This window comes from Streptomyces sp. NBC_00083 (genome assembly GCF_026343295.1).
Taxonomy (GTDB): domain Bacteria; phylum Actinomycetota; class Actinomycetes; order Streptomycetales; family Streptomycetaceae; genus Streptomyces.
This window is the reverse complement of the sequence record NZ_JAPELY010000003.1, coordinates 631,912-656,804: the sequence shown is the minus strand read 5'-3', so window position 1 is coordinate 656,804 and position 24,893 is coordinate 631,912. Positions and strand designations below refer to the sequence as shown.

Genomic DNA, 24,893 nt, shown 5'->3' with positions numbered 1-24,893 from the left:
GGCGCAACGCCCTTGCGTCGGGAGGCCGTCGGCGGGGCGGTCCCCCGTGGGGCGGCCTTCCGTGGGGCGGTCCGCTATGAGGCGGGCGAAGTCGCGTTCGTTGCGCTCGGCGGTGCGCACGTACCACCAGGCGATGAGGCCGAGCGGCGGGTAGAGGCCGAAGCCGAGCACCCACCAGGTGACGGCGTCGTCGTCGAGGGCGCGGAAGGCCAGGGGCAGCGTGGCGACGGTGAGCGCGAGGACCCCGAACCCGCTCAGCGCTGCGCGGAGTTGACCACGCATCAGGGAGCGTACGTACGCGCCGCCGAGCGCCGTCTGCTCGTCGATCTCGGACTGGGCGCGGTGGCGCGGCAGCGGGCGGACCCGCCTCGGCTCCCCCGTGACCGTCTCGCGTCGCGCCACCTGCTCCCCGGGCATGGCGCGGAGTGTACGCAGCGCCCGGCCCATCGCGAAAGGGCCAGGTCAGTGGGGAGCGCGCCGCAGGAGGCGGTCGCGCACGGTGCGGGCGTGGCGGCGGCTCACGGGCAGCTCGGCGTCGCCGACCCGCACGCTCATGCTGCCCGCGTCCAGGCGGAGTTCGTCGATCCGGTCGAGCGCGACGAGGTGGCTGCGGTGGATCCGGACGAAGCCCCGGCTGCGCCAGCGCTCCTCCAGGGTGGAGAGCGGGATCCGGACGAGATGGCTGCCGCGGGCGGTGTGCAGCCGGGCGTAGTCGCCCTGCGCCTCGGCGTACGCGATGGAGTCGATGGGCAGGAAGCGGGTGACACCGCCCAGTTCGACCGGTATCTGGTCGGGTTCCTGCACGGTGGCGGCGCGGTCGCCGACGAGTTCGGCGACCCGGCGGACCGCTTCGGCCAGGCGTTCCCTGCGGACCGGTTTGAGGACGTAGTCGACGGCCTTGAGGTCGAAGGCCCGCACGGCGAAGCCCTCGTGCGCGGTGACGAAGACGATCAGGGGCGGCCGGGCGAACCCGGCGAGCAGGCGGGCGATGTCCAGGCCGGTGAGGCCGGCCATGTGGATGTCGAGGAAGACCACGTCCACGCCGCGCTCCCCCTCCTCCCCCGCGTCGAGCGCCGCACCGATCAACCGCAGGGCGTCGGTGGCGCCGGTGGCGCCTTCGGCGCTGTGGACGCGGGGATCGGAGCGCAGGAGGTAGAGGAGCTCTTCGAGGGCGGGGGCTTCGTCGTCGACCGCCAGTACGCGCAGCATGGGGCCGGAGTTTAGGGGCGGGGGCGCCGGTGTGTCTTGAGTGTTCGGCACGGTTTCCGCGTACCTGAGGGCATGAGTTCGCCGCAGATCCACCAGGACGCCGGGGCCTACGCCCTCGGCGTGCTGGGCGCCGCCGACGCCTTCCGCTACGAGGAGCACCTCGTCGGCTGCGTCCCCTGCCGGGCGCTGCTCGCCGAGTTCGGCGGCGTGACGGCGCTGCTCGCCGCGTACGTGGCGCGGGGTGGTGTGCCGGCAGGACCGGTGGAGCCGGAGCTGCTGCACCGGATGACGGCGCTGGTGGCGGGGCGGCGCCGGCGGGGGCGCGCGGTGCGGATCGCCCTGGTGGCCGCGGCGGCGGCGCTGGCCGCGGGCGGGGTCGGCGCGGTACTGGAACCCGCGGCTCCGCAGTGGCGGACGGCCTCGCACGCGCCCGGCGTGACGGCGACCGTGCTGACCGGCGCGCATGGGTGGGGCACGGATGTGGAGCTGGCCCTCGCGGGCGCGGCGCCGGGGACGTGCACGCTGGTCGCGGTGGGGCGGGACGGAGCGCGGCAGACGGTGGCGACCTGGGCCGAGCGGGGCGTCCCGGTGCGGTTGCGGGGCGCGGCGGCCCTGCCGCAGGACGCGATCGCCCGGTTCGAGGTGCGGACGGCGAACGGCACACGGCTCGCGGCGCTCACCCCCGGGTGAGGACGGCCGCGGGGCTCCGCTTGCCGGGCGGCGCCGGGCCGCGCTACTTGAGGAACTTCGACGTGCGGCGGTCGGCGAGGATCTTGCCGTCGGTCTGGCAGGTGGCGCAGTACTGGAGCGAGGAGTCGGCGAACGACACCTCGCGCACGACGTCCCCGCAGACCGGGCACGGCTCGCCCGTCCTGCCGTGCACGCGCAGCCCGCTCTTCTTCTCCGCCTTGAGCCGGCCCGCCGCCACTCCTCGGGAGCGCTCGACGGCCTCGGTGAGCGTGGTGCGCGTTGCCTCGTACAGCGCGGTGATCTCGTCGTCGGTGAGGTGGCCGGCGGGCTTGAAGGGCGACATCTTGGCCACGTGGAGGATCTCGTCGCTGTAGGCGTTGCCGATCCCCGCGATGAGGGACTGGTCGCGCAGGGCGCCCTTGAGCCGGCGCCGCTCACCGGCGAACAGCGCGGCGAACTCGTCGCGGCCGAAGCCGGGGGCCAGCGGATCGGGGCCGAGCCGGGCGATGCCGGGGACCTTGGACGGGTCGTGGACCAGGTAGGCGGCGAGGCTCTTGCGGGTGCCGGCCTCGGTGAGGTCGAAGCCCGCGCCCCCGGTGAGCGTCACGCGCAGGGCGAGAGGGCCCTTGCCGGGCTTCGGCGGGGCGGTGGGCACCGTGTCGTACCAGCGCAGCCATCCCGCGCGGGCGAGGTGGACGCACAGGTGAAGACCCTCGGCGTCGATGTCGAGGAACTTGCCGTGGCGCGCGACACCGGTGACGGTGCGCCCGGCCAGCTCGGTGTACGGCGGGTCGTACGTCTTCAGGACGCTGATCGCGACGGGCAGGGCGCCCTCGATCTCCTGCCCGACCAGGTGGTCGGAGAGGAAGTCCCGCAGGGCCTCGACTTCGGGCAGTTCCGGCATACCTACCAGGGTGCCCCGGCCCGGCGCGCTCAGCGAGCCGCGCTCGCCCCGAGGAGTTCCGCCAGGTCCTTCCCGAAGGATGCGGCGAGCCGGTCGAGGTCGGGCACGGCCTTGCCGTCGGCGACCAGGCCGATGTGGACCCGGCCGCCGTAGGTGGAGAGCGCGATCGCCAGGGACTGGCCGCGGGCGAGCGGCGCCATCGGATACACGGCGCGCAGGGGGCAGCCGCCGAGCGAGAGCCGCGTGCGGGGCAGCGGCACGCTGGTGACGAGCACGTCGAAGAGGAGGCGGGCCGCGCTGCCGGCGAGCGGCGCACCGAACCGGTGGGCGAGCGGCGGGAGTTGGTCGGCGAGCAGGGCGACCGCTCCGGCGCCCCGTCCCGGTCCGGCCGCCTTGTTGCGGTCCATGGCGGTGCGTACCGCGGTGAGCCGGGCCAGCGGGTCGGGCTCGGCGACCGGAAGGCCGAGCAGGTAGGCGGAGAGCCGGTTGCCGGAGCCGGCCGGGGCGCCGGGGCGGCGGCGCGAGACGGGGACGAGGGCGCGCGGTTCGGCGCCGGGGACGCGGGCGTCGCGCTCCAGGAGCCAGCGGCGCAGCCCGCCCGCGACGACGGCGAGGAGTACGTCGTTGGCGGTGCCGCCCTCGGCCCTGCGGACGCGCTGGACGTCGTCGTGGTCGAGGACGGCCGTGGCGAGGCGGCGGGTGCCGCTGGAGTGGGCGGCCAATGCGGAGTCCGCACCGAGACCGAGGCGGCTCGCCCGGATCACGGAGGCGCCGATGTCCACGGCGCGGGTGAGTTCGCCGACCCGCTCGCGGGCCAGTCCGGCGACCTGGCGCGGGTCCGGCAGCCAGGAGCGGGGCGGCGCGGGGTGCGGGCGCCGGGCGCCGGGCACGGCGAGCTGGTCGAGGACGGCCGCGCCGATGGCGACCGCGCTCATCCCGTCGGCAAGCGCGTGGTGCAGCTTCACCAGGACCGCGAACTCCGCGTCCCGCTCGCCGGTCAGGACGTACATCCGCCAGGGCGGCAGGCCGCGCTCCAGGGGCTGTTCCATCAACTCCCCCGCCGCGCGGGCGGCTTCGGCGGCGAAGTCGCCCGCGGGAAGACGGACGGCGCTGACATGACGGCGTACGTCGAAGTCCGTGTCGGCGACCCAGGCGGCGCCGCCCACGGGCAGCCACACTCCGCGGACGCGCATCCGCAGCCGCGGGATGGCCGCCGCGCGCGCCGCGAGCAGGTCGAGGATCTCCTCGCCCCGGGTGGCGGGGAGCGGGTCGAAGTGGGTGAGCGCCCCCAGGTGCATGGGGTGCTCCGCCGATTCGAGGTGCCAGAACGCCAGGTCGAGAGGGGCCAGCAGCTCACTGCTCAAAGGGTCCTCGTGTCGCTCGGAGGCCGGTCGGGCGACGCCGGTGGCGCCCGTACAGGGTGAGCAGTCAAACCCTCGTGAACGGTTACGGTCAAGTAATCGCTCGTTACTTTTGGTTACTTTGGCGTTTCGAGTCGTGTCTTGATCGGTTTCCGCGGGGCGGCGGGAGCCGCCCGGGTCCGTCGCGGGCGCGCGCGTCAGCCCGTCCCCGGCTCCGGGACGACGAATTCGCACCACACGCACTTGCCGCTGCCGCGCGGCTCCACGCCCCACACGTCCGCGAGCCGGTCCACCAGCATCAGACCGCGCCCCGAGACCCCGGACGCACCGGCCTCGCGGCGGCGCGGCAGGGCGCTGGAACGGTCCTCCACCTCCACGCGCAGCCGGCGTTCGGGCCCGGACAGCGCCCGGATGGTGACGATCGCGCCGCCGTCGGTGTGCATCAGGGCGTTGGTGATGAGCTCGTCGGCGGCGAGCTCGATCTCGTCGGACCGCTCGCGGGCGCCCCAGGCGCGTACGGCGGCGCGGATCATGTGGCGGGACGAACTGAGCGCCTCGGGGTCGTTCTGCGCCACGTGCTGGCGCAGTCTGCCGCCGCCCTGCGGCAGCTCCGTGGTGTTCCGGCGCAGGAGCAGCAGCGCCACGTCGTCGTCGCCGGCCCGCTCGTCCACCACGTCGCAGAGCCGGTCCGCGAGCGCCTCGAGCTCCTCGGGCCCCGTGCGGACCAGGGACGCCAGGAGCTGCATCCCGTCGTCGAGGTCGGTGCCCGGCTGCTCCACGAGGCCGTCGGTGTAGAGCAACAGGGTCTGGCCCGGGTCGAGTTCGACCGTGGAGACGGGGTATTCGAGCCGGCCGAACTCGGCGGACAGCCCCAGCGGAAGGCCGCCCTCCACCGGCAGTCTGCGGCAGTTGCCGTCCGGCAGGCGCACCAGCGGGTCGACGTGCCCGGCCCGCACGATCTGCAGCACACCGGTGCCGAGGTCGGCCTCCGCGTACGTACAGGTCGCGAAGCGGTCGGTGTCCAGCTCGTGCAGGAAGACCGAGGCGCGCGCGATCACGGTGGCCGGCGAGTGGCCCTCGGCCGCGTACGCGCGCAGCACGATGCGCAGCTGACCCATGACCGCCGCGGCATGCGTGTCGTGTCCCTGTACGTCGCCGATGGCCACGCCGACCCGGCCGCCGGGCAGCGGCACCACGTCGTACCAGTCGCCGCCGATGTCCCGGCCGAGCCGGGCGGAGCGGTAGCGGACCGCGAGCTGGGCGCCGGGCACGTCGGGGATGCGGCGCGGCAGCATCGCCTGCTGGAGCCCCTCGGCGAGGTCGTGCTCCTGCTCGTACAGCATGGCTCGCTGGAGGGACTGCGCGATCGAACTGCCCAGCGCCACCAGGAGGTTGCGCTCCTCGCTGCTGAATCCGCGCTTGTCGCTGTAGAGCAGGCCGATCGCGCCGATCGGGCGGGCCTGGGCGATCAGCGGCAGATAGGCGGCGGAGGTGATGCCGAGCCCGCTGATGTTCGGCCACAGGCCCGGGTAGGACTCGGCGAAGTCCTGCGGCGACTCGATGAACCGCGGCGCCAGGGTCCGTACCACCTCGCTCATCGGATACCGCTCGTCGACCCGGGTCCACCGGGTGCCCGGCACGAAGCTGCCCTCGGGGCCCTCGGCGATGAGGTGGATGCGGCCCGCTTCGAGCAGGCCCATCACCAGGCTGGTGGCGCCCAGGTACTCGGGGCCGCGGGAGTCCTTCATGACGTCGATGACGTCCTTGACGGTGCGCGCGTGCGCGAGGGCCGCGGTGGTGGCCTCCACGACGCTGGTGGTGCGGCGCCGCTCGTCGTCGAGGCCGACCCGGGCGGTGGCGTCGGCGAGTTCCTGGGCGGCGTCACGCACGATGCCGACGATGCGCAGCGGGCGGCCGGTCTCGTCGCGGCGTACGAAGCCCTGGGTGTGGGTCCACTGCAGGCTGCCGTCGCGCCGGCGGATGCGGAAGTACACGCCGTAGTTGACGCTGCCGTTCTTGAGCGCCTGCGAGACGAGCGCGTCGAGCCGCAGGGACTCGGCGGGCGGCACCCGCGCGGCGAGCGTCTCGGGTCTGTTGTCGTACTCGTCGGGGCGCAGGTCGAACACGCCGAGCGCGGGCTCGTCCATGTGCATGAGGCCACTGACCAGGTCCCAGTCGAAGCTGCCCATGCGCAGGTCTGGGCCGTACGAGTGAAGGAAGCGGCATTCCTCGCCGTCGGCCGGGCCACCGCAATGGCACAGGTCGGCCGCCCCTCCGCCCCCTTCAGCCACGTCCATGGGGCCACGCTAGGCGCAGCCAGGATCGCGCGCATGCGGGAGGCGGGGGCGGAGCGTCGTGCGGGTGTCAGTGCGCGGGGGACGCCTTGCGCAGGGCGGTGATGCAGGTGCCGATGGCGGCCTGGAGCGCTTCGAGGCGCTGGACCATGTCGTCCTCGTAGATGTCGTCGGCGTCGTCGAGGGTGAGCTCCTCGAACACCTTGGTCGCCTTCTGCAGGCTGCTGTAGAACTTCGTGCGCCGCTCCTGGACGCGCAGCTCGGGGTCGGCCTCGACGGCCTCGGCGACCAGGCCCTTGACGGTGTCGTACGCCTCGGTGGCCCACTCGCCGGCCTCTTCGGAGCCGTCGAGCTCGTCGAGGAGCGACAGGTGCCGCTCGGCCTCGGCGCGCAGCTCCGCAGGGGCCTCGACGGTCTGGCCCGCGGGGGTCCTGATCTGGCCGTTCTCGACGATCTGGCGGACGTATCCGATGCGGTCGGCGGCCCGGGACTCGCTGGCCACCGCCTTCTTCAGCTCGTCGGCGCGGACGATGTCGCGGGCCAGCTCGGTCTGGAACGCCGGGTCTTCCCTGACGCGGTCGAGGAGCGCCGTGCGAGCGGCCTGGGCGGTGCCGGGGTCGGCGAGGATGGCGGCCCGCAGCGCGGTGGGGTTCTCGGCGACCTCCAGGGCCTTGGTCGGCCGGATGCCCTCGGCCTCGGCGGCCGCCGTGATCGCGCTCCCCCGTTCGGAGGCCGCGCTGGAGCGCGACACGTAGTACGTCGACCACACGTCGGCGTCGGGCAGTTCGATGTCCTCGCCCGGTACGAGCGCCTCGAAGAGCGGGACGAGGCCGTCGTCGGACGCCTTGTCCCACGCCTTGTAGTAGCGCATGACGCGCTCGGCGGAGCAGTCGGCGAGAGCGCTGAACTCCTTGGCCGAGACCTTGGGCGTCTCGCCGGCCGCGTGCCCGCCGGGGCGCACGCTGCGCGCCACCTTCAGGGCGAACGCCCAGCCGCCGGTGCGGGCGTAGGCGCCGAACTCGCGGGCGTCGCGCGCCACGCTCTCGTGCACTTCGCCGATGGGCGGCGCGGACGGTTCGGGCAGGTCGATCGCGACGGTCACGGAGAACGCTCCTGGCTGCTCGGGGAGGACGACGAACGAGTCGGACAAGGGGTGCAGCCTATATGCACCCCTTGGTCCGGCTTTTCGTCGCTCCCCCGTGTCGAGCCCGGGGCGGACCGGCCGGTCAGACGTTCTCCGACTCGGGCGAGGGCCCGTAGATGTCGTAGTCGTCGGGCCCGCTCGGCACCCCGCTCGGGATGTCTCCGGGCTGCGACGGCAGGTCGCCGGGCGGGCTCGACTCCGGGGCGGGCGAGGACGAGGGCGGCGACGGGGAGAGCGAGGGCGGCGGTGCGGTGACGGTCGCGGTGGCCGTCGGGCAGCCGCTGGTGTCCGGTGCCGGCCGGCTGGGCGGTGCGGGCGGCGTGGAGGACGCCGACGGGCTCGGCGTCTCGGTGACCGTCACGGTCGGCGTGGGCGTCGGGCAGTCGGGGCTCGGCGGCGGGCTGGTGACCGGCGGCGAGGTGCTGGGGCTCGCGGGCGGCGACGGCGGCTCGGGAACGGGCGGCTTGACGGGGTCGATGTGGATGTCGGGACGACGGCGGTCGCGCCCGCCGTCGTCGCCGCTCTGCCGCTCGATCCACGTGTTGTTGACGACGTTGACGATGATCAGGTTGTTGATGACGACCGTGGTGGGCCGCACCACGATGACGCGGTCGCCCCGGTAGCCGGGCCAGGGCCTGCCCTTGTCGTTCCAGCTGCCCTGGTGGGCGTTGGGCGGCTTCAGCGGGTTTCCGCAGGCGCATCGCACCCGGGGCGCGCCGTGGTCGTCCACGAGGACCGCGGTGCCGGCCTGGAGCACCGACTGGAAGCTGGTGGCGGCGCCGTCGCGGAAGCCGTGGTTGGTGACGCGGGTGTCGGCGCGCAGCACCACGGGCGTCAGACCGCGCAGGAACCCCGCGACCGAACCGGGGTCGACCCCGGCGGCGTCCGCGAAGGCCCGGTTCTTGGCCCGGTCGCCGCCGAGGAAGCGGATCTGCTTCTCGATGTCGCAGCTGGCGACCGACTGCGTGCCGCCGTACAGGCCCGGTGTGGAGCCCGACACGGTACGCGTGGGGGAGAGCCCGGCCGTGGGGTTGCCGGTCCCGGCGCCGGGCGGCGCGGCCGGGGTGGGGGTCGCCGTGGACTCGGCCGTCGACGGGGTGAACGGGTCCGGTCCCTGGGCCGCGACCGGCTGGAGGTTCAGGTCCTGCCGGCTGTCGGCTCCCTTGGCGCCGCCGCCGCATCCGGCGGCGAAGGCGCCGACGCTGAGCACGGCGACGGCAGTGGCGATGGTGCGCGGGGTCGAGGGCACGTGGATCTCCCACCTGTACGCCCCGAGTTGACCCCTCATTGTGTGCGGCAGGCGTGCGCCGCGCGCAAAGGGACAGGGCGAAACGGGTGAGTCACCCCCCGCACGCCGGACGCGCGGCCCGGTCGCCTCCCGGGTGCGTCACAGCAGCTCGGGGCGGCGCCAGGGGGCTCCGAGCACGTGGTGGTCGAAGAAGTTGAGCAGGGCGGCGTACCAGAGCCGGGCGTGGCCCGGACCGAGTATCCAGTGGCCCTCGTCGGGGAAGTGCAGGAACTTCACGGGGACGCCGAGGCGCTGGAGGTCCTGGAAGAGCGCCATGCCCTGGCCGACGGGCACCCGGTAGTCCTTGCCCCCGTGCACCACGAGCATCGGCGTGCGGATGCGGTCGGCCGCGAGGGCGGGGGTGTCCTGCTCGTACCGTTCCGGCGTGGTCAGGGGGTCCCCGAAGATCCGCCGGAAGTACATCGAGGCGTCCGCGTCGCCCTGCCAGGAACGCAGCTCCCAGGGCGCCGCCTGGGAGACGATCGCCCTGAAGCGGTCGGTGCGGGTCGCGATCCAGTTGGCCATGTAGCCGCCGTACGAGGCCCCGGCGAGGCCGGTGCGCGTCGCGTCGATGTCGGGGCGCGCCTCGGCGGTGTCGGTCATCGCCATCAGGTCCCGGTAGGGCCGGCCGCCCCACTGGCCCCAGCCGCGCTCGTGCATCCGCGGCCCGTAGCCGGTGGAGAGCGCGGGGTCGGGCAGCAGGACGGCGTAGCCGCGGGCCGCGAAGGGCCACGGGTTCCAGCGCCAGGTCCAGGAGTTCCAGGAGGACTGGGGGCCGCCGTGCGGAAAGACGATCAGCGGGGCGGGCCGTCCGGCGCGGGCGCCCTCGGGCAGCACCAGCCAGGAGCGGAGCGGGAACCCGTCGTCGCCGGTGGTGTGCACCTCGGTCAGGGTGCCCGGCAGCCGCCCCACGCCGCCGGGCGCCTTGAGCGCGACGGGTTCCTGGTCGGGCGCGGCGGCGTCGAGGCGCACCGGGGCGGGCGGCGCGTCGACGGCGCTGCGCAGCGCGTACAGGGTGCGGCCGTCGGGTGCCACACACAGCGAGGTGTACGCGCCGGAGGCGGTGAGCCGGGTGACCGTGCCGTCCGGGTCGCGCCGGAAGACGGGCGCGTGGCCGAGTTCGTCGGCCGTGAACCAGAGGGTCTCGTCGTCGGGGCGCGGCGAGGGCAGCGCCTCCAGGGGCCAGTGGTCGCACTCCGCCAGGAGGTCGCTCTCGGCGCCGCCCGGCAGGGCGATGCGGACCAGGGTGGAGGAGAAGGGCCTCTCGTACGTGGCCATCAGCTCGCGGACGCACAGCACGGCGGCGCCGTCGGCGGTGAACAGCGGGGCGCTGTACTGGTATCCGTCCCGGTCGACGAGGTGCAGCTCCTCGCCGGTGGCGGCGTCGGCGACCACCACGACCGTACGGTTGCCGTCGGGCACGTGGCCGTGCACGAAGCGGGCGTAGGCGACCCGTGTGCCGTCGGGCGAGAGGGCCGGCTCGGACTCGACGACGAAGCCCTGCGCGCCGGCGTCCACGACCGGGGCGTCGTCCCCGCCGGGGGCCCGGCCGCCCTCGCGAGCGCCGCGGACGAAGGTGTGCGGCTCGTCGGGGCCGAGGTCGGAGTCCCAGAACCGGGTCATCCCCGACTCGTAGAGGATCGCGGTGACCCCGGCTCCGGCGCGGGCGTCGCGCAGCTTGCCGTGGGACGCGGCGTCGGTCGCACCGGGCAGCAGCCCTGCGGTGTAGACGAGGGCCCCGGCGTCCCTGGCGACCCCGAATCCGGTGACGCCCCCGGGGTGACGGACCGTCAGGCGCGCCTCGCCGTGCTCGGGCAGCGCCCACACGCCGTGGCCCCCGGCGTCGCCCTTCGCCCCGGCGGGGCCGTTGTCGTCGCGCTCGGAAAGGAAGTACACGGTGCCGTCCGCGGCGAACGCGGGTGCGGATTCACCCGCGCGGGACCGGGTCAGCCGGACGGGTTCGCGCTGCGCGGCGGGGTCGATGTCCCACAGGGCCGACACCCGGCGCGTGCCGTCGGCGGCGAGGCCCTGTACGGCGGCCACGAGACGGCGCCCGTCGGGCGAGAGGGTGAGGCTCGTGACGCGCGGCGTCGCGAGAAAGGCGGACAGGTCGTGGAAGGCGGTGGGCTCGCCTGCTGTCTCGGGCATGCCGGCCATCCTGCCCGCGGGCGCTCCCGGCCGACAAGAAGGCTGGGCACGGGATGCACTGACACACCCTCACCTCACTTGCGGGGTAAGGGAGTTGCCCCCTGCCCGGCGGCGGTACCCCACGGTCCGTGCCCCCTGCGGACAGGGGGCACGGACCGGTGGATCGCGCGGGTCAGTCGATGCCGGGCAGGATGTGCGGCTCGGCGAGGTCCTCTTCGTAACCGGCGAGGCGGATCGGGGCCGACCTGGCCCAGACCTCGATGTTACGGAGCTTCTCGGGCCGGCCGGCGCGGTCGCCGCCGCGTTCCGGTGTCCGGCGTTCTCGCTCTGTCGTCTCTGGTGTCACCGCGCACTCCTCTGTGTCGCGTAACCCTGGGCGTCCCGGTTGCGTCGTCCCGCGACCCGGTTTCCGTCCACCCGAGGGCGGGGGCAAGGGCAGTTCTGACGCGGTGGCGCCGGCACTCTGTCCGCATCACGGCCACAGGTTGCGGGACGGATCCGGAACGGGCCTGGAGGGTTGGTGGACCCGCCGTGGCTACCGTGCGCACCAGAGTAACCAAATGAGCGCGGTCGCGCTCGATAGGGCCACTTCCTTTGCGTCAACTTTCCTTCGCCGGGAGTTCAGCCCGGCGTTCACCCGCCATGATCTGCTCACCGGGTCGGCTGCCGCGCGCGGGGAGGGGAACACATGGAGCTGTCCAGCGGACCCGGTACGGAGCGGTCGGTGGGCTCGGTCGAGGAGCTGATGGAGCTCCTCCGTTCCTGCCGCGGCGCCTGGGACACCCCCGACCGCAGCGGCGATCCGGTCGACCTCCACGACCACGCGCTCCAGACCGCGCACCTCCTGCGCCGCTCCCATCCGGCCGACAAGGAACTGCAGGTCGCGGGGCTCGTGCACGATCTGGGCCATGTGCTCCGTCCGGGTGATGACGCCGGACACGCCGACACCGCGGCGCGGGCGGTGCGTCCGCTGCTCGGCGCGCGGGTGGCCCGGCTCGTGCAGCTGCACGTGGCCGCGAAGCGTTATCTGGCGGCGGTCGAACCGGACCGTACGCTCTCGCCGCAGAGCGCCCTCACCCTGCGCGCCCAGGGCGGGGTGATGGGGCCCGAGGAGGCGGCGGCCTTCGCCCGTGACCCGCTGGCCGATGACGCGGTGATCCTGCGGCAGGCGGACGACGCGGGAAAGGTCGTCGGCCTCGACGCGGGTGTCATGGACGACTGGCGTCCGGTTCTGGAACTCGTCGCGGGGCGGGCCGGGGCGCCGTCGGGCAGCGGCCGCTGACGCCACGGGCCCGGCCCGCCGACGCCGAAGGGGCGCCGCGATGTGCGCGCGGCGCCCCTTCGTCATGGCCCGTGGCCGGCCCCGGGCCTACCAGTTGCCGGGCCGGTAGTCCTTGAGGAAGACGCTGTGCAGGTCCTCGCCCAGCTCGCCGCGGACGATCGGGTCGTAGACGCGGGCCGCGCCGTCGACCAGGTCGAGCGGGGCGTGGAAGCCCTCCTCGGCGAGGCGGAGCTTGTCGTGGTGCGGACGCTCGTCGGTGATCCAGCCGGTGTCGACCGACGTCACGAGGATCTTGTCGGTCTCGAACATCTCCTGGCCGCTGGTGCGCGTGACCATGTTCATGGCGGCCTTGGCGGCGTTGGTGTTGGGGTGTCCCGCGCCCTTGTAGCCGCGGCTGAACACGCCCTCCATCGCCGACACGTTGACCACGTAGGCGCGGCCGTTCGGCGCCTTGCGGGCGGCGTCGGCCATCGCCGGGCGGAGCATGCTGATCAGGATGAACGGCGCCGTGTAGTTGCACAGCTGGGTTTCCAGGAGCTCGACCGGGGAGATCTGGTCGATGGACTGCACCCAGGTGTTGCTGTCGACGACGTCCGGCAGGAGACCGCCCGCGTCGAGGGCGGTGCCGTCCTGGTAGCGGGCGAGGCTGGCGTTGCCCGCGGTGAGGGCGAGGTCGGCGACCCGCTGGGCGTCGAGCCCGGAGGCGCCGACGGGAAGCGCGGTCAGACCGTCCACGGCGCCGGAGTTGAAGGCCCCGATGACGTGGTGCGCGGGCAGCTCGCCGGCCGGGAGCGCGGCGCTCTCGCCTTCCACCAGGGCGGCGTAGGCGGAGGGCAGCCGGCGCACGGTCTGGGTGGCGTTGTTGATCAGGATGTCCAGCGGGCCGCGCTGCGCGGTCTGCTCGGCGAGGGCGACCGCCTGCGCCGGGTCGCGCAGGTCGATGCCGACGACTTCGAGGCGGTGCATCCACTCGGCGGAGTCCTCCATCGCCTTGAAGCGGCGGATGGCGTCCTTGGGGAAGCGCGTGGTGATGGTGGTGTGCGCGCCGTCGCGCAGCAGCCGCAGCGCGATGTACATGCCGATCTTCGCGCGGCCGCCGGTGAGCAGGGCGCGCTTGCCGGAGAGGTCCGTGCGGGCGTCGCGGCGGGCGCGGTTCATGGCGGCGCACGGCTGGCAGAGCTGGTGGTAGAACGCGTCGACCTCGACGTACCGGCCCTTGCAGATGTAGCAGGAGCGGGGGCGCTGGAGTATGCCCGCGATCTCGCCGGTCACGGAGGAGCTGGGCAGCAGGCCCTCGGTCTCGTCGTCGATGCGCTCGGCCGAGCCGGTGGCGGTCGCCTCGGTGACGGCCCGGTCGTGGGCGGTCTTGGCGGCGCGGCGCTCCTGTCGGCGGCGCTGCTTCACGGTGCGGTAGACGCCGGCGGTGGCGCGGCGCACGGCGATCGCGTCGGGGTGGTCGACGTCGATCGTGTCGAGTTCGGCGAGCACACTCAGGCAGAGCGCGAGCCGCTCGGGGTCGATACCGGGGCCGAAGTCCGGATCGACGCCCTGGCCGGGCCGCTCGTCGACACCGGGACCGTGCTCCTGGTCCTGGAAGTCCTCTGTCACCGTCATGGCCGCCGCGTTCCTCGATCACTCGTGAATATCAAGTTCCCAAAAGCGCCATGGTACGGAGCGACCCCCCTCCGCACCAAACCGCTCGCCCCGGCAGGAGCGGGGCGAGCGGGGGCGGCGGAGGCGGCGGGCCTCCGGTGATCTACGCGCTGGGGGGTGCGATCGCGGCCAGGACCGCCGCGCGCAGCCGCGCCCGGTCCGCGCCGAGGGCCGTCAGCACCTCGACCCCGCGGCCGCCGTCGCCCGCCGCCAGCAGGCCGAGCAGCATGTGCTCGGTACCGAAACGGTCGTGCCCGAGCTCCTCGGCCTCGCGCAGGGTGGCTTCGAGGACCTTCTTGGCGCGGGGCGTGTAGGCGGGCCGCGGGTACTGGAAGGCGCCCGGTCCGAAGGCGTTGTCGGCCTGGCGCTTGATCTCCTCGACGTCGATGCCGATCGAGGCGAGGGCGTCCTTGGCCGGCTGCCCGCCGGTGCTCGGCACCCCGGCCGCCTCCAGGACCCGTACGGTCTCCGCGCGGACCCGGTCCACGGCCACGCCCTGCGCGGCGAGCACCTGCCCCGCCGTGCCGTCCTCGGTTCCGGCGAGCCCCAGCAGGATGTGCTCGGTGCCGATGAAATCGTGGCCCAGAGCGATCGCCTCGTCCTGCGACGCCACGATCGCCCTCCTGGCCCGCTCGGTGAAAAACTCGAACACCTCAGTCCTCCTTGCCCGTGGCTTTGCGCCTGCTCGCATGCTTTTCGTGCACCGACTGCCTGCTGACCTGCAGCGAGGTGGCGATGTTCTGCCAGGACCAGCCCTGTTCGCGGGCGTTGTCCACGTGGACGCGCTCCAGTTCCTCCAGGAGGCGGCGCAGCGCGACGACCGCCGCGAGTCCGACGGCGGGGTCCTTGTTGGTGACTTGTCCGGCCAGCGAGGCCGGTGTGTCCTCAGCTCCCATGGACGTCAGGTTGCCCTGACAGAAGGAGAGTGTCAAGGAATCCTGACACGCATGGCAGTACGTGCCACCATGGCACGACCACACCATGGCCGGATCCGGGCCCGTGGACAGGCATGTTTCACCAGCGGCTCACCGGCGGCCCCCCACGGGCGGAAGCCGTTCTTCCGCTCCTCTTGACGCCCATTTTGAGCTGCGGTTTTACTGAAAGTCCGATATCTGGGGCGACTCCGGTCGTATCTCTCTACTCCTCCTGGAGTACGGCGCATTCGGTGCTCAGGGACGACGACACGGGGTCCACAACGAGACATCGTGGGAGCCATGAGCGCCCTTGTCCTGGCCGTGCTGCTGTCCCTGGTCTCCGCCGTCGCGTACGCGGCGGCGGCGATCGTTCAGGAGCGCGTCGCCGCCTCCGCCCCGAGCAGCGCGTACGCCCCCGTGCGCCGCCCGGCGTGGTGGGGCTCGGTCGCTCTCAACGGGCTGGGTGCGACGCTGCACGTCGCGGCCCTGGCCTTCGGCCCGCTGACCCTGGTGCAGCCCCTGGGCGCGCTCACCATCGTCTTCGCGCTGCCCATGTCGGCGGTGTTCGTGCGGCACAGCGCCGGGGCCGCAGCCTGGCGCGGGGCGGTCATGGCCACCGTCGGCCTCGCGGGCCTGCTCGTCCTGACCCGCGGCGTGGACACCGATGTGCTCGCACCCGAGTCACGGCTCGTCCTGGTCGCGGCCGGGTTCGGCGGGGTGGCCGCGCTCTTCCTCGCCTCACGGGCGCTGCGCAGGTCGGCCACCCGCAGCGTCCTGCTCGCCACGGCGGCGGGCGCCGCGTTCGGCCTCGCCTCGGTGTTCACCAAGTCCGTCGCCGAGGACTGGGACGCGGGGCTGCCCCTGCACGAGGTGCCCATCCTGTGCGCGACAGCCGGGTTCGCGTGCGCGGGGCTGCTGCTCTCACAGGCCTCCTACCGCGGCGCGGGGCTCGCGGCGCCGCTGGCGACCGTCACCGTCGTCAACCCCGTGGTCGCCGCGGCGATCGGCTTGACCCTGTTCGGCGAATCCTTCCGGTACGGGGTCGCGGGCACCGCGATCGCCCTCGGATCCGGCGCCGTGGCGGCGGGCGGCCTGGTCCTGCTCACCACGGAGCGGCTCGCCGCCACCCGTCACGACGAGCCGGCCACGACGGAGGGCCCGCCCGCCCGGCCATCCGGCGACGAGTGTCGCGCGAAGACCCCGGATCCCCGGGAGGGCACCCCCGATCACCGGGAGGACACCCCGGATCAGACGGCGACGCCACCCGCCCTCAGATAGGCCAGCGGGTCCACATCGGAGCCGTAGTTCGGGCCGGTCCTGATCTCGAAGTGGAGGTGCGGCCCGGTCGCGTTGCCCGTCGCGCCCGAACGCCCGATCCGCTGGCCGGTGTTGACCTTCTGGCCCGCCTTCACGGTGAGCGCGGAGAGGTGCCCGTACTGGCTGTAACGGCCGTCGGGGTGGTGGATCACCACCTCGTATCCGTACGCGCCGCCCCAGCCCGCCTCGACGACCGTGCCCGAGGTGACCGCCTTGACCGAGGTGCCGGTGGAGACGGGGAAGTCGACGCCGGTGTGGTAGCCGCTCGCCCAGGACGAACCGGCCTTGTGGTACGGGGTGCTGGGGTGCGCGTCGACCGGCGCGGTGAACCCCGCTGACTTGGCGGCCGTCTTCGCCGCGGGCTTGGCCGCGGGCGCCTTCGCCACGGGCTTCGCGGCGGGCCTGGGCACGCTCTTGGGCGGGGCCGTGGGCTTGGCGGGAGCGGCACCGGGCAGCGTGAGGTGCTGTCCCGGGCGGATGAGATCGGGGTCGGCGCCGACGACCGTGCGGTTCTCGGCGTACAGATGCGGCCAGCCGCCCTGGACGCGCTCGCGCTCGGCGATCAGGGAGAGCGAGTCGCCGTGCACCACGGTGTACGCATCGCGCACGCCCGGAACCTTGGTGGGGCCGGCCTGTTCGGCCTGCTTCGCGGCGGACGGCTTGGCGGACGGCGCCGAGGCCGACGGCTTCGCGGCGTGCGCCCTGGCCGCCGGGGGCGCGGCCGGCTTGATCTCGGTGCGGTGCTGGGTCGTCGTGGTCAGGTGCGGGGCCGAACCGCCCCGGGTGAGCCCCGCCTCCCCCGAGCAGACCGGCCAGGCGCCGGGGCCCTGCCCCTTGAGCACCTTCTCGGCGACCGCGATCTGCTGGTCGCGGGTGGCGAGGTCAGCGCGCGCCGCGTACTGCCGGCCCCCGTACGCCGCCCAGGTGGACTGGGTGAACTGGAGCCCGCCGTAGAAGCCGTTGCCGGTGTTGATGTGCCAGCTGTTCGACGACTCGCAGGCCGCGACCTTGCTCCACACGTCGACGGACGCGGCGTCCGCGGTGCCGGCCGCGATCAGCGGAAGGGCGATGCCCACCCCGCCGGCCGTGACCGTCAGGGACGCCTGGTTGATCCGGCTCGGCTGATACCGGCGGTGCCGGCCGCGTAAGGCCATGAGTCCCCCTCGAAGGCATCAAGAGCCGCCAAAATAGGGGCTGCCAACCGGCCATGACAAGGGGTCGGACGAACAGAGGGCCGCACCCGGGACCCCGCGGGACTTTCGCCGCCCGTGTCGGGCACCCGGTCCATCCCGCCTGACGTGCTGCGTTCCGTAGGGTGGGCGGCAACCGCGCGTCGTGACGGTTGCTCGTGGCGCCGCGAACCCCGAGGATCCAGGAGCACACGCATGAGTGGAACAGCCCAGATCGGCGTCACCGGACTCGCGGTCATGGGCCGCAACCTCGCCCGCAACTTCGCGCGCAACGGTTTCACGGTCGCGGTCCACAACCGGACGGCCGCCAAGACCCGCGCGCTGGTCGAGGAGTTCGGTTCCGAGGGCAGCTTCGTCGCGGCCGAATCGCCGGAGGACTTCGTGGCCGCGCTCGAACGGCCGCGCCGTCTCGTGATCATGGTCAAGGCGGGCGACCCGACGGACGCGGTCATCAAGGAGTTCGCGCCCCTGCTCGACAAGGGCGACGTCATCATCGACGGCGGCAACGCCCACTTCGAGGACACCCGCAGGCGCGAGCGCGAACTGCGCGAGCGCGGCATCCACTTCGTGGGCGTCGGCATCTCGGGCGGCGAGGAGGGCGCCCTGAACGGGCCGAGCATCATGCCCGGCGGCTCGGCCGAGTCCTACAAGTCCCTCGGCCCGCTCCTGGAACGGATCGCGGCGAAGGCCCCCGACGGCGCCCCGTGCGTCACCCATGTCGGCCCGGACGGTGCGGGCCACTTCGTGAAGATGGTGCACAACGGCATCGAGTACGCCGACATGCAGCTCATCGCGGAGGCCTACCACCTGCTGCGCACGGTCGCCGGCTACTCCCCCGAGAAGATCGCCGAGACGTTCCGCGGCTGGAACACCGGGCGGCTCGACTCGTATCTGATCGAGATCACGGCCGAGGTGCTGGCCCATGTCGACGCGGCGACCGGGAAGCCGTTCGTCGACGTGGTCGAGGACCAGGCGGAGCAGAAGGGCACCGGCCGCTGGACGGTGCAGATCGCGCTCGACCTCGGGGTGCCGGTGTCGGGGATCGCGGAGGCCGTGTTCGCCCGCTCGCTCTCGGGCCACGCCGAACTGCGGGAGGCCGCCCGCTCGTTGACCGGCCCCTCGGTGGCCCCGCTGGACGAGAAGGAGGCCGCGGCCTTCGCCGATCAGGTCGAGCAGGCGCTGTACGCGTCCAAGATCGTGTCGTACACGCAGGGCTTCCACCAGGTCCAGGCGGGCAGCCAGAACTACGACTGGGAGGTCGATCCGGGCGCGGTGGCGGCGATCTGGCGCGCGGGCTGCATCATCAGGGCCGCGTTCCTCGACCGCATCCGGGCCGCCTACGACGCCCAGCCCGAGCTGCCCAGCCTGCTGTCGGACAAGCGCTTCGGCGACGAGATCGGGGCGGCGCAGGACGACTGGCGCGCGGTGATCGTGGCGGCCACCCGCCACGGCGTACCGGTGCCGGGCTTCTCGGCGGCGCTCGCCTACTACGACGCGCTGCGCGCCGAGCGCCTCCCGGCGGCCCTCACCCAGGGCCAGCGTGACTTCTTCGGCGCGCACACCTACCGCCGCACCGACCGCGAGGGCTCATTCCACACGCTGTGGGGCGGGGACCGTTCGGAGGTGGACGCGGGCTGACGGCGCACAGGCACGGGCCCCCGCAGCCTGAGGTTCCGGCTGCGGGGGCCCGTGTACGGGAGCTCAGCCCGCCGGCTCCGGCTGCGGCGGGCCCGGTACGGGGTCGGGGCCCGGGGGCTGGGGCACGGGGTCCGGCACGGCGGGGTCCGGGTCCGGCTGCGGGGGCCTGGGGTCGGGCCCCGGGCCCGGAGGCTGCGGGTCGGGACCGGGGCCGGGCCTCGGCGGGACCGGATCGGGGCCGGGCCCAGGACCGGGGTTGGGGATCGGTCCCGGTTCGGGGTCGGGCAGCGGTGTGGGCCACGGCGGGGTCGGTTCCGGGTGCGGCACGGTCATGGTCGGCCTCCTCAAGGTTCGAGTTCAGCTTCACCCGCGCGCCTGCCCGGCGCCCGCCGGTTCAACCCGTCCGGGTCGGTCCCGCCGCGGCTGCCGCCGCCCGCAAGCCGAGCCGGGGGCTGGCCAGCACGGGAACGCGGGTCGTGACCCGTGCGACGGCGGGGGCCATCGAGGCCTGCGCGAGGACGACGACGTCGACGTCGCGCAGCGCGTCCACGGTGCGGGCGATCTCCGCGCAGTACGCGTCGGTGTCACCCGCCTCGAAGTGCGGCCAGGCGTCCCGGGCCAGGACGGTGTGGAGGGCGAGGGGGGTGTGGGGGGCGAGGGGGGTGTGGGGGGTCAGGTGGTCGCCCAGGCGTTGGGCGACGGGCGGGACTCCGATCGCAGCGCGATGCGCGTCCCCGTCGCGACCGGCGCCCGCCCGGCGGCGAACCCCCCTCGCCCCGGAGGCCGCCCCCACCTCGTGGCTCGCACCCTCCACCCGCGCCGCGAACTCCTCGCGGATCAGCGCCGCGGTCGGCTCCAGGGTGGACTCGACCGTGGCCACCACCGCGATCCGGCCGCCGTGCGCGACGGCGGCCGCGGCCATCGGCCGGTCGACGCGGAGGACCGGAACACCGAGCGAGGCGGAAGCCGTCTCGGCGACGGCGCCGATCGTGGAGCAGGTGCACAGGACCGCGTCCGCTCCCCCGGCCACCGCGTCGGCCAGGACGTCCCGCACGGCGCCGGCGACCGCGTCGGGCCCCGACTCCCGTGCCCTGTCGAGCAGTTGAGGATGGACGAGGTGCCGCAGTCCGAGGTCCGGCGCCTCCTCGACGCGCAGGGCGTCGAAGACCGGAACGTGCGCGGAGGAGGTGTGCAGGAGCGCGAGCGTCGCGCTCGGCGGGCCGCTCTTCGCGTCGAGCGTGACGCGGTCGACGCGGCCGGCCTCGTGACCGTCCTCGGACGCGGTGAGCGGACCCCGCGAACGGTCGTCCCGTATCTCCACCATGGTGCTGCTCCTCTCCAAGGTGCCTCTCCAAGGCGTGGGCCCTCTTGGAGGCGCGGGTCCTCTCCGCCGGACGCGGTGCCGGGCTGGGCGCGCCTTCAGCCCTGCGGGGCGCTCTCCGACGGGTTCTGCGGCGCCGGGATCCGGGCGTGCGGGCTGCGCTGCTGGTCGCTGCCGGGGACGGGGGCGGAGGCGTCGGTGCCGAGCTGGACGATGCGGTTGTCGCCGTCCACATGCACCACGCTGGGCTTGAACGCCCGCGCCTCGATGTCGTCGATCTGGGCGTAGCTGATGAGGATCACCAGGTCCCCGGGGTGCACGAGATGGGCGGCGGCCCCGTTGATCCCGATGACACCGGAGCCGCGCTCGCCCTCGATGACGTACGTCTCCAGGCGGCTGCCGTTGTCGATGTCGACGATGTGGACCAGCTCACCGGGCAGCAGATCCGCCGCCTCCATCAACTCCGCGTCCACGGTCACGGAGCCGACGTAGTGCAGGTCGGCCTGGGTGACGGTGGCTCGGTGGATCTTGGACTTGAACATCGTACGCATCATCGAGGCGCTCCCGGATTAGGCTCCCTGCCCACGTTTTTGCAGGTCAAGGGCTGTTTCCTACCCTACAACGAGTCGCATGCCCGGACAGCGGTCCCCAAGGTCCCGGAACTCGTACTGACCACTCGCAGGCTTCCCTGACACACCGCCGGGCGACCGGCGCGAGCCTTCGCACTCCCCCGTCCACCGCAACGACCCCACCAGGGTACGCAGCCACCTCGCCTCCGGAGGGCGTCCGTGATCACCGTCACGCCCGCGGCCGCCGCCCCGCCCCGCCCCGCCGCCACCCTGGGGCGCCCTGTCGGCAACGTCCGCCGCGTCGCAGGAACACAGGGCGAGCCGTGCCACGGTTCGCACCACGCCGAGCGGCATGCTGGTGCCCCGTGCGACCGACGGGCCTCACGCGTCCTGTCGGCCGCAGCCGAGAACCAACTCCCCCGCACCTGCGGGAAGTACGGAGACCGATGCCCGTGCCCAGCGCTCCAGACCCCGCCGCTCCGGGACCCGGCCGTGCCGGTTCGGGACCTTCTGGCACCGGCTCCCCCGGAGTACGCGCCGCCACACTGGTGCGCCGTCCACGGCTGTGGCTGGTGCCGACGATCCTCACCGGGCTGCTCGCCCTGCTGTTGTCCCTCCTCTACATGGGCGGCGTCGTCCACCCCAGCCAGGATCTGCGCCACCTGCCCATCGCCCTCGTCAACGATGACAGAAGTGCGCCGCCGCCCGGCCAACGGGCGAACCTGGGCGCACAGATCACCGCGGCCATCGGCGCCGACGACGCGGCCGGCAAGGCACAATGGCGCGCCCTCACTCGAGCGCAGGCCCAGGACCAGCTGGACTCCGGAAAGATCTACGGAGCGCTCGTCGTCCCGCCACGATTCACCGACTCCGTGGCCGCCCTCGCGACGCAGGGCGCCGAGCGGACGCCGACGATCAACGTGCTCACCAACCCCGGCAAGGGCAGCCTCGGCTCCTCCCTCGCCTCCCAGATCACCACCCAGGCCGCCCGGCAGGCCTCGCTCACCATCGGCAAACAGCTGACAGCCTCCCTGGGCGCGCAGGCCGGCCCCACCACGAAGCTGCTGCTCACCGACCCCGTCAGGGTCGTCACCGTCGTGGGCCACCCCATCGGGACGCACAGCGGACTCGGCCTGACCGCCTTCTACTACACCCTGCTGCTCGTCCTGGCCGGGTTCATGGGAGGCAACGTCATCAGCAACGGAGTCGACACCGGGCTCGGCTACGCCGACAACGAGATCGGCCCGTGGCACACCCGCCGCCCCACCGTCCCGGTCGACCGCACCCAGACACTCCTCGTGAAAATGGTCATGACCGCGGGCATCACGCTCATCAGCAGTTCCCTCGTGCTGCTGGCCTGCGTCACCATCCTCGGCATGGACGCCTCCCACATTCCACTGTTGTGGGTCTACTCGTACTGCGCCTGCCTCGCCGTCGGCCTCGGCGTACAAGCCATCAACGCCGCGTTCGGCGGGCTCGGCCAGCTGGTGTCCATGTTCGTCTTCATCGTGCTCGGCCTCCCGTCGTCGGGGGCCACCATCCCGCTCCAGGCCGTCCCCGGCTTCTACCGCTTCCTGTCCCACTTCGAGCCGATGCGCCAGCTCAGCGACGGAACCCGCGCGATCCTGTACTTCGGCGCACGGGGCGACGCCGGCCTCGGCCGCGCATGGCTGATGATCGCCGTCGGCACCGTCCTCGCCCTTGCCTTCGGCTTCGCCATGACCCGCTACTACGACCGCAAGGGCCACAAGCGCCTCACGCCCCAGCCCGCCTGAGGAACCGGCCCGCCCGAGCCATGCGCCTAGCCATCAGGTCAAGCGTCCTGATCACGGACCAGCTTGATGACGCGACACCGGGGGCTCCGAGGGCCGTTCAGTTGCCCGGCGAGCGGGAGCCGCTACCGCCGGGAGTGGAGGGCGCCCAGTCGGGGGCCCTGGCGGCTTCGGCCGGGTCGGTCTCGTCCCGCGCCCGGCGGCGGCTGCCACGCGCCCTCGCCGCGCCGTTCGGGTGAACCTCACCCGTGTTCGGCCGCTGCGGCCCGTCAAATCCCTTGTCCCGTAACCGAGATGGACTGTAGGAGTCTACGAAGAGGCGATCCTGATCTGCGGACGTTTTCATGTTTTCGGTCCTGTGCGTTCACCCCTGGCTTGGCTGTCTACTCCTCAGTGCCATCATCCGCATCCGGCGTTTGAACGCCCCGGTCGCGCTGGTCGTCCGCCCGGAGGGATTCCGTCGAAACCGCTCGGAAGGAAGAAGCGAGTATGACGAAGAACGCCCCGCACGAACCGAAGCCGCATGGTGCGCATGCAGGCACTCGGAAGGCTTACCGCGCCGCGATCCTTGATTTCATCGAAGACCCAGGGCAGTCCCTGGAGCCGAAAACCATCGGCCCCGATGCGAAAATGCGGTTCTTCCCCGACGGCATCTTGGTGGTATCCGCCGACGGCATCGTCGAATTCACGGGCGAGTGGTCGGAGTTCGAGCACGGGCACTGGCTGGATTCCGGTCGGCTCGAAGACTACCGGGGCTGTCTGATAACGCCCGGGTTCATCGACACCCACATCCACTATGTGCAGATGGACGCGATCGCAGGATACGGAGACCAGGTCCTCCAGTGGCTGGAGAAGTACATCTGGCCCGCCGAGGCGAAGTTCGAGGATCTCGACCACGCCAGGGAGATCGCCCGGTTCTTCCTGGACACGCTGCTCAGCGCGGGCACCACCACCGGCCTCGTCCTGTCGAGCACGCCCTGGCAGTCGGCGGAGGGCTTCTTCCAGGAGGCCCTGAAGCGCAATATGCGCATGCTCACGGGCAAGGTCGTGCAGGACCAGCCGCCCCAGAACGTGGTGCTGCCGGAGAACCAGTTCGACAGGAGCGTCGCCGACGCCCGCCGGCAGAATGTCGACCTGATCGAGAAGTGGCACGGGAAGGGCCGACTTCTGTATGCGGTAACTCCGCGGTTCGCGATGACCTGCAGCGATTCCATGCTGCAGATGTGCTCGGATCTGATGGACGAGTATGACGAGCGGGGCAAGCCGCTGTGGTTGCAGACGCACCTTTCGGAGAACCTGGAAGAAGAGTCCATTGCCCGCCGGAAGTTCGACGTGGGCACCTACACCGAGGCGTACGGAAAGTTCGGGCTGCTGCGGGAGCGGGCCCTCTACGCCCACTGCGTCTCCATCAATGGCGACGACCGGGAGCTGATCGCCAAGGGCGGTGCGACCATCGCTCACTGCCCGACGTCCAATTTCTTCCTCGGCAGCGGTGTGCACAACCTTGTGGACGCGATCGACAAGGGAATCCGGGTCGGCATGGGCACCGACTGCGGTGGAGGCACCAACTACTCGATCCTGCACACACTCGGCGCGGCGTACAAGGCGCAGGCGATCGAGGCACTGAACCACGTCCCCGAGGAATTCAACCCGCCGACGTGTGCGCCCCGGCCGGAAGGCTGGACGAACCCCTACCCGAAGCTGACCGCCTGGCGCGCCTTCTACCTCGCGACCCTGGGCGGGGCTCGGGCGCTCTACCTGGACAAGCCGTACGAGAACAACAAGGGACTGGGCGGGCCCGGTATCGGCTCGTTCCGCCCCGGCAACGAAGCGGACTTCGTGGTCCTCGATCTGGCGGCCACCCCGGTGATCAAGCGGCGGATCGAAAGCGTCGATCCGAGGGATGTCAACGGCGACGAGCGCAGCCTGCTGGACCAGTGGCACGAGAAGCTCTTCGTGCTGATGACCCTGGCCGACGACCGAGTCGTCAAGGCGACCTACATCATGGGCCGGCTCGCCTACGAGCAGCAGGCCTATGCGAGGGAGCGCTGGATTCACGCGGCGGGACCCGCCGGCCCGCCGTCCGAGTGATCATGCAGTGCCCTGCTGAAGATCCGTCGGCAGGAGCACTGCGCAGCCCCCTGCCGGCAGTCGGCTGCAGTTCCTGCCGAAGCGCTACTAGGCGCAGGCGCAGGGGAC

20 protein-coding genes and 1 pseudogene are annotated in these 24,893 nt (G+C 72.9%); 6 read left to right on the top strand and 15 right to left on the bottom strand.

The window, feature by feature from the left end; genetic code table 11:
- Positions 1 to 63: 63 nt before the first annotated feature.
- Together OOJ98_RS26840 and OOJ98_RS26835 are read right to left on the bottom strand one after the other, a co-directional pair.
- Positions 64 to 417 (bottom strand): annotated as a pseudogene (locus OOJ98_RS26840) (hypothetical protein); the annotation flags it as partial.
- A 45-nt stretch (positions 418 to 462) separates the two neighbouring features.
- Positions 463 to 1,209, bottom strand: a complete 747-nt coding sequence (locus OOJ98_RS26835; protein WP_267057600.1) for a LytTR family DNA-binding domain-containing protein — start codon at positions 1,207 to 1,209, stop codon at positions 463 to 465.
- A 72-nt stretch (positions 1,210 to 1,281) separates the two neighbouring features.
- On the opposite strand from OOJ98_RS26835, the gene OOJ98_RS26830 reads away from it, so the two are divergent.
- A complete protein-coding gene (locus OOJ98_RS26830; RefSeq protein ID WP_267057599.1) occupies positions 1,282 to 1,899 on the top strand; it encodes a zf-HC2 domain-containing protein in 618 nt (205 codons plus the stop codon).
- A 43-nt stretch (positions 1,900 to 1,942) separates the two neighbouring features.
- Here the strand turns inward: OOJ98_RS26830 and OOJ98_RS26825 are convergent, their stop codons facing one another.
- The 7 genes from OOJ98_RS26825 to OOJ98_RS26795 form a co-directional block, all read right to left on the bottom strand.
- A complete protein-coding gene (locus OOJ98_RS26825; RefSeq protein WP_267057598.1) occupies positions 1,943 to 2,803 on the bottom strand; it encodes an Fpg/Nei family DNA glycosylase in 861 nt (286 codons plus the stop codon).
- A 29-nt stretch (positions 2,804 to 2,832) separates the two neighbouring features.
- Positions 2,833 to 4,167 (bottom strand): wax ester/triacylglycerol synthase family O-acyltransferase, encoded by a 1,335-nt coding sequence (locus OOJ98_RS26820; protein WP_267057597.1) that lies wholly within the window; start codon positions 4,165 to 4,167, stop codon positions 2,833 to 2,835.
- Between the two features lie 194 nt (positions 4,168 to 4,361).
- Positions 4,362 to 6,353: a SpoIIE family protein phosphatase gene (locus tag OOJ98_RS26815; protein ID WP_267058258.1), complete on the bottom strand. Its 1,992-nt coding sequence runs from the start codon at positions 6,351 to 6,353 to the stop codon at positions 4,362 to 4,364.
- Between the two features lie 175 nt (positions 6,354 to 6,528).
- Positions 6,529 to 7,560 (bottom strand): hypothetical protein, encoded by a 1,032-nt coding sequence (locus OOJ98_RS26810; protein WP_267058257.1) that lies wholly within the window; start codon positions 7,558 to 7,560, stop codon positions 6,529 to 6,531.
- Positions 7,561 to 7,684: 124 nt separating this feature from the next.
- On the bottom strand, positions 7,685 to 8,851 hold the full coding sequence (locus OOJ98_RS26805; RefSeq protein WP_267057596.1) for a DUF6777 domain-containing protein: 1,167 nt from the start codon (positions 8,849 to 8,851) through the stop codon (positions 7,685 to 7,687).
- A gap of 138 nt (positions 8,852 to 8,989) precedes the next feature.
- Complete coding sequence (locus OOJ98_RS26800; protein ID WP_267057595.1) at positions 8,990 to 11,038, bottom strand: S9 family peptidase; 2,049 nt, start codon at positions 11,036 to 11,038, stop codon at positions 8,990 to 8,992.
- Positions 11,039 to 11,210: 172 nt separating this feature from the next.
- Positions 11,211 to 11,384, bottom strand: coding sequence for a hypothetical protein (locus OOJ98_RS26795; protein ID WP_267057594.1), 174 nt, complete (start codon positions 11,382 to 11,384; stop codon positions 11,211 to 11,213).
- 342 nt (positions 11,385 to 11,726) lie between these two features.
- Between OOJ98_RS26795 and OOJ98_RS26790 the strand changes: the two genes are divergently transcribed.
- On the top strand, positions 11,727 to 12,320 hold the full coding sequence (locus tag OOJ98_RS26790; protein ID WP_267057593.1) for an inositol oxygenase family protein: 594 nt from the start codon (positions 11,727 to 11,729) through the stop codon (positions 12,318 to 12,320).
- A gap of 87 nt (positions 12,321 to 12,407) precedes the next feature.
- Here the strand turns inward: OOJ98_RS26790 and OOJ98_RS26785 are convergent, their stop codons facing one another.
- The 3 genes from OOJ98_RS26785 to OOJ98_RS26775 all read right to left on the bottom strand — a co-directional run bounded on the left by OOJ98_RS26785 (position 12,408) and on the right by OOJ98_RS26775 (position 14,869).
- Positions 12,408 to 13,934, bottom strand: a complete 1,527-nt coding sequence (locus OOJ98_RS26785; RefSeq protein ID WP_267057592.1) for an SDR family NAD(P)-dependent oxidoreductase — start codon at positions 13,932 to 13,934, stop codon at positions 12,408 to 12,410.
- A gap of 142 nt (positions 13,935 to 14,076) precedes the next feature.
- Entirely contained in the window at positions 14,077 to 14,625 is a 549-nt protein-coding gene (locus OOJ98_RS26780) for a Clp protease N-terminal domain-containing protein (protein ID WP_267057591.1), read from the bottom strand.
- A 1-nt stretch (position 14,626) separates the two neighbouring features.
- A complete protein-coding gene (locus OOJ98_RS26775; RefSeq protein ID WP_267057590.1) occupies positions 14,627 to 14,869 on the bottom strand; it encodes a hypothetical protein in 243 nt (80 codons plus the stop codon).
- 318 nt (positions 14,870 to 15,187) lie between these two features.
- On the opposite strand from OOJ98_RS26775, the gene OOJ98_RS26770 reads away from it, so the two are divergent.
- Positions 15,188 to 16,165: a DMT family transporter gene (locus OOJ98_RS26770; RefSeq protein ID WP_267057589.1), complete on the top strand. Its 978-nt coding sequence runs from the start codon at positions 15,188 to 15,190 to the stop codon at positions 16,163 to 16,165.
- Here OOJ98_RS26770 and OOJ98_RS26765 read toward each other — a convergent pair.
- A complete protein-coding gene (locus OOJ98_RS26765) occupies positions 16,135 to 17,358 on the bottom strand; it encodes a transglycosylase family protein (protein ID WP_267057588.1) in 1,224 nt (407 codons plus the stop codon). The two genes, OOJ98_RS26770 and OOJ98_RS26765, sit on opposite strands and share 31 nt — an antisense overlap.
- 231 nt (positions 17,359 to 17,589) lie before the next feature.
- On the opposite strand from OOJ98_RS26765, the gene gndA reads away from it, so the two are divergent.
- The gene (gene gndA / locus OOJ98_RS26760; RefSeq protein ID WP_267057587.1) at positions 17,590 to 19,032 is read left to right on the top strand and encodes an NADP-dependent phosphogluconate dehydrogenase; all 1,443 of its coding nucleotides are present in this window, start codon (positions 17,590 to 17,592) and stop codon (positions 19,030 to 19,032) included.
- Positions 19,033 to 19,426: 394 nt separating this feature from the next.
- Here gndA and OOJ98_RS26755 read toward each other — a convergent pair whose 3' ends face one another.
- The gene (locus tag OOJ98_RS26755; protein ID WP_323177941.1) at positions 19,427 to 20,356 is read right to left on the bottom strand and encodes an aspartate/glutamate racemase family protein; all 930 of its coding nucleotides are present in this window, start codon (positions 20,354 to 20,356) and stop codon (positions 19,427 to 19,429) included.
- Positions 20,357 to 20,451: 95 nt separating this feature from the next.
- The gene (gene panD, locus OOJ98_RS26750; protein WP_267057586.1) at positions 20,452 to 20,907 is read right to left on the bottom strand and encodes an aspartate 1-decarboxylase; all 456 of its coding nucleotides are present in this window, start codon (positions 20,905 to 20,907) and stop codon (positions 20,452 to 20,454) included.
- 560 nt (positions 20,908 to 21,467) lie between these two features.
- On the opposite strand from panD, the gene OOJ98_RS26745 reads away from it, so the two are divergent.
- Both OOJ98_RS26745 and guaD read left to right on the top strand, forming a co-directional pair.
- Positions 21,468 to 22,697: a YhgE/Pip domain-containing protein gene (locus OOJ98_RS26745; protein ID WP_267058255.1), complete on the top strand. Its 1,230-nt coding sequence runs from the start codon at positions 21,468 to 21,470 to the stop codon at positions 22,695 to 22,697.
- A gap of 486 nt (positions 22,698 to 23,183) precedes the next feature.
- Positions 23,184 to 24,785 (top strand): guanine deaminase, encoded by a 1,602-nt coding sequence (gene guaD, locus OOJ98_RS26740; protein WP_267057585.1) that lies wholly within the window; start codon positions 23,184 to 23,186, stop codon positions 24,783 to 24,785.
- Positions 24,786 to 24,893 lie beyond the last annotated feature (108 nt).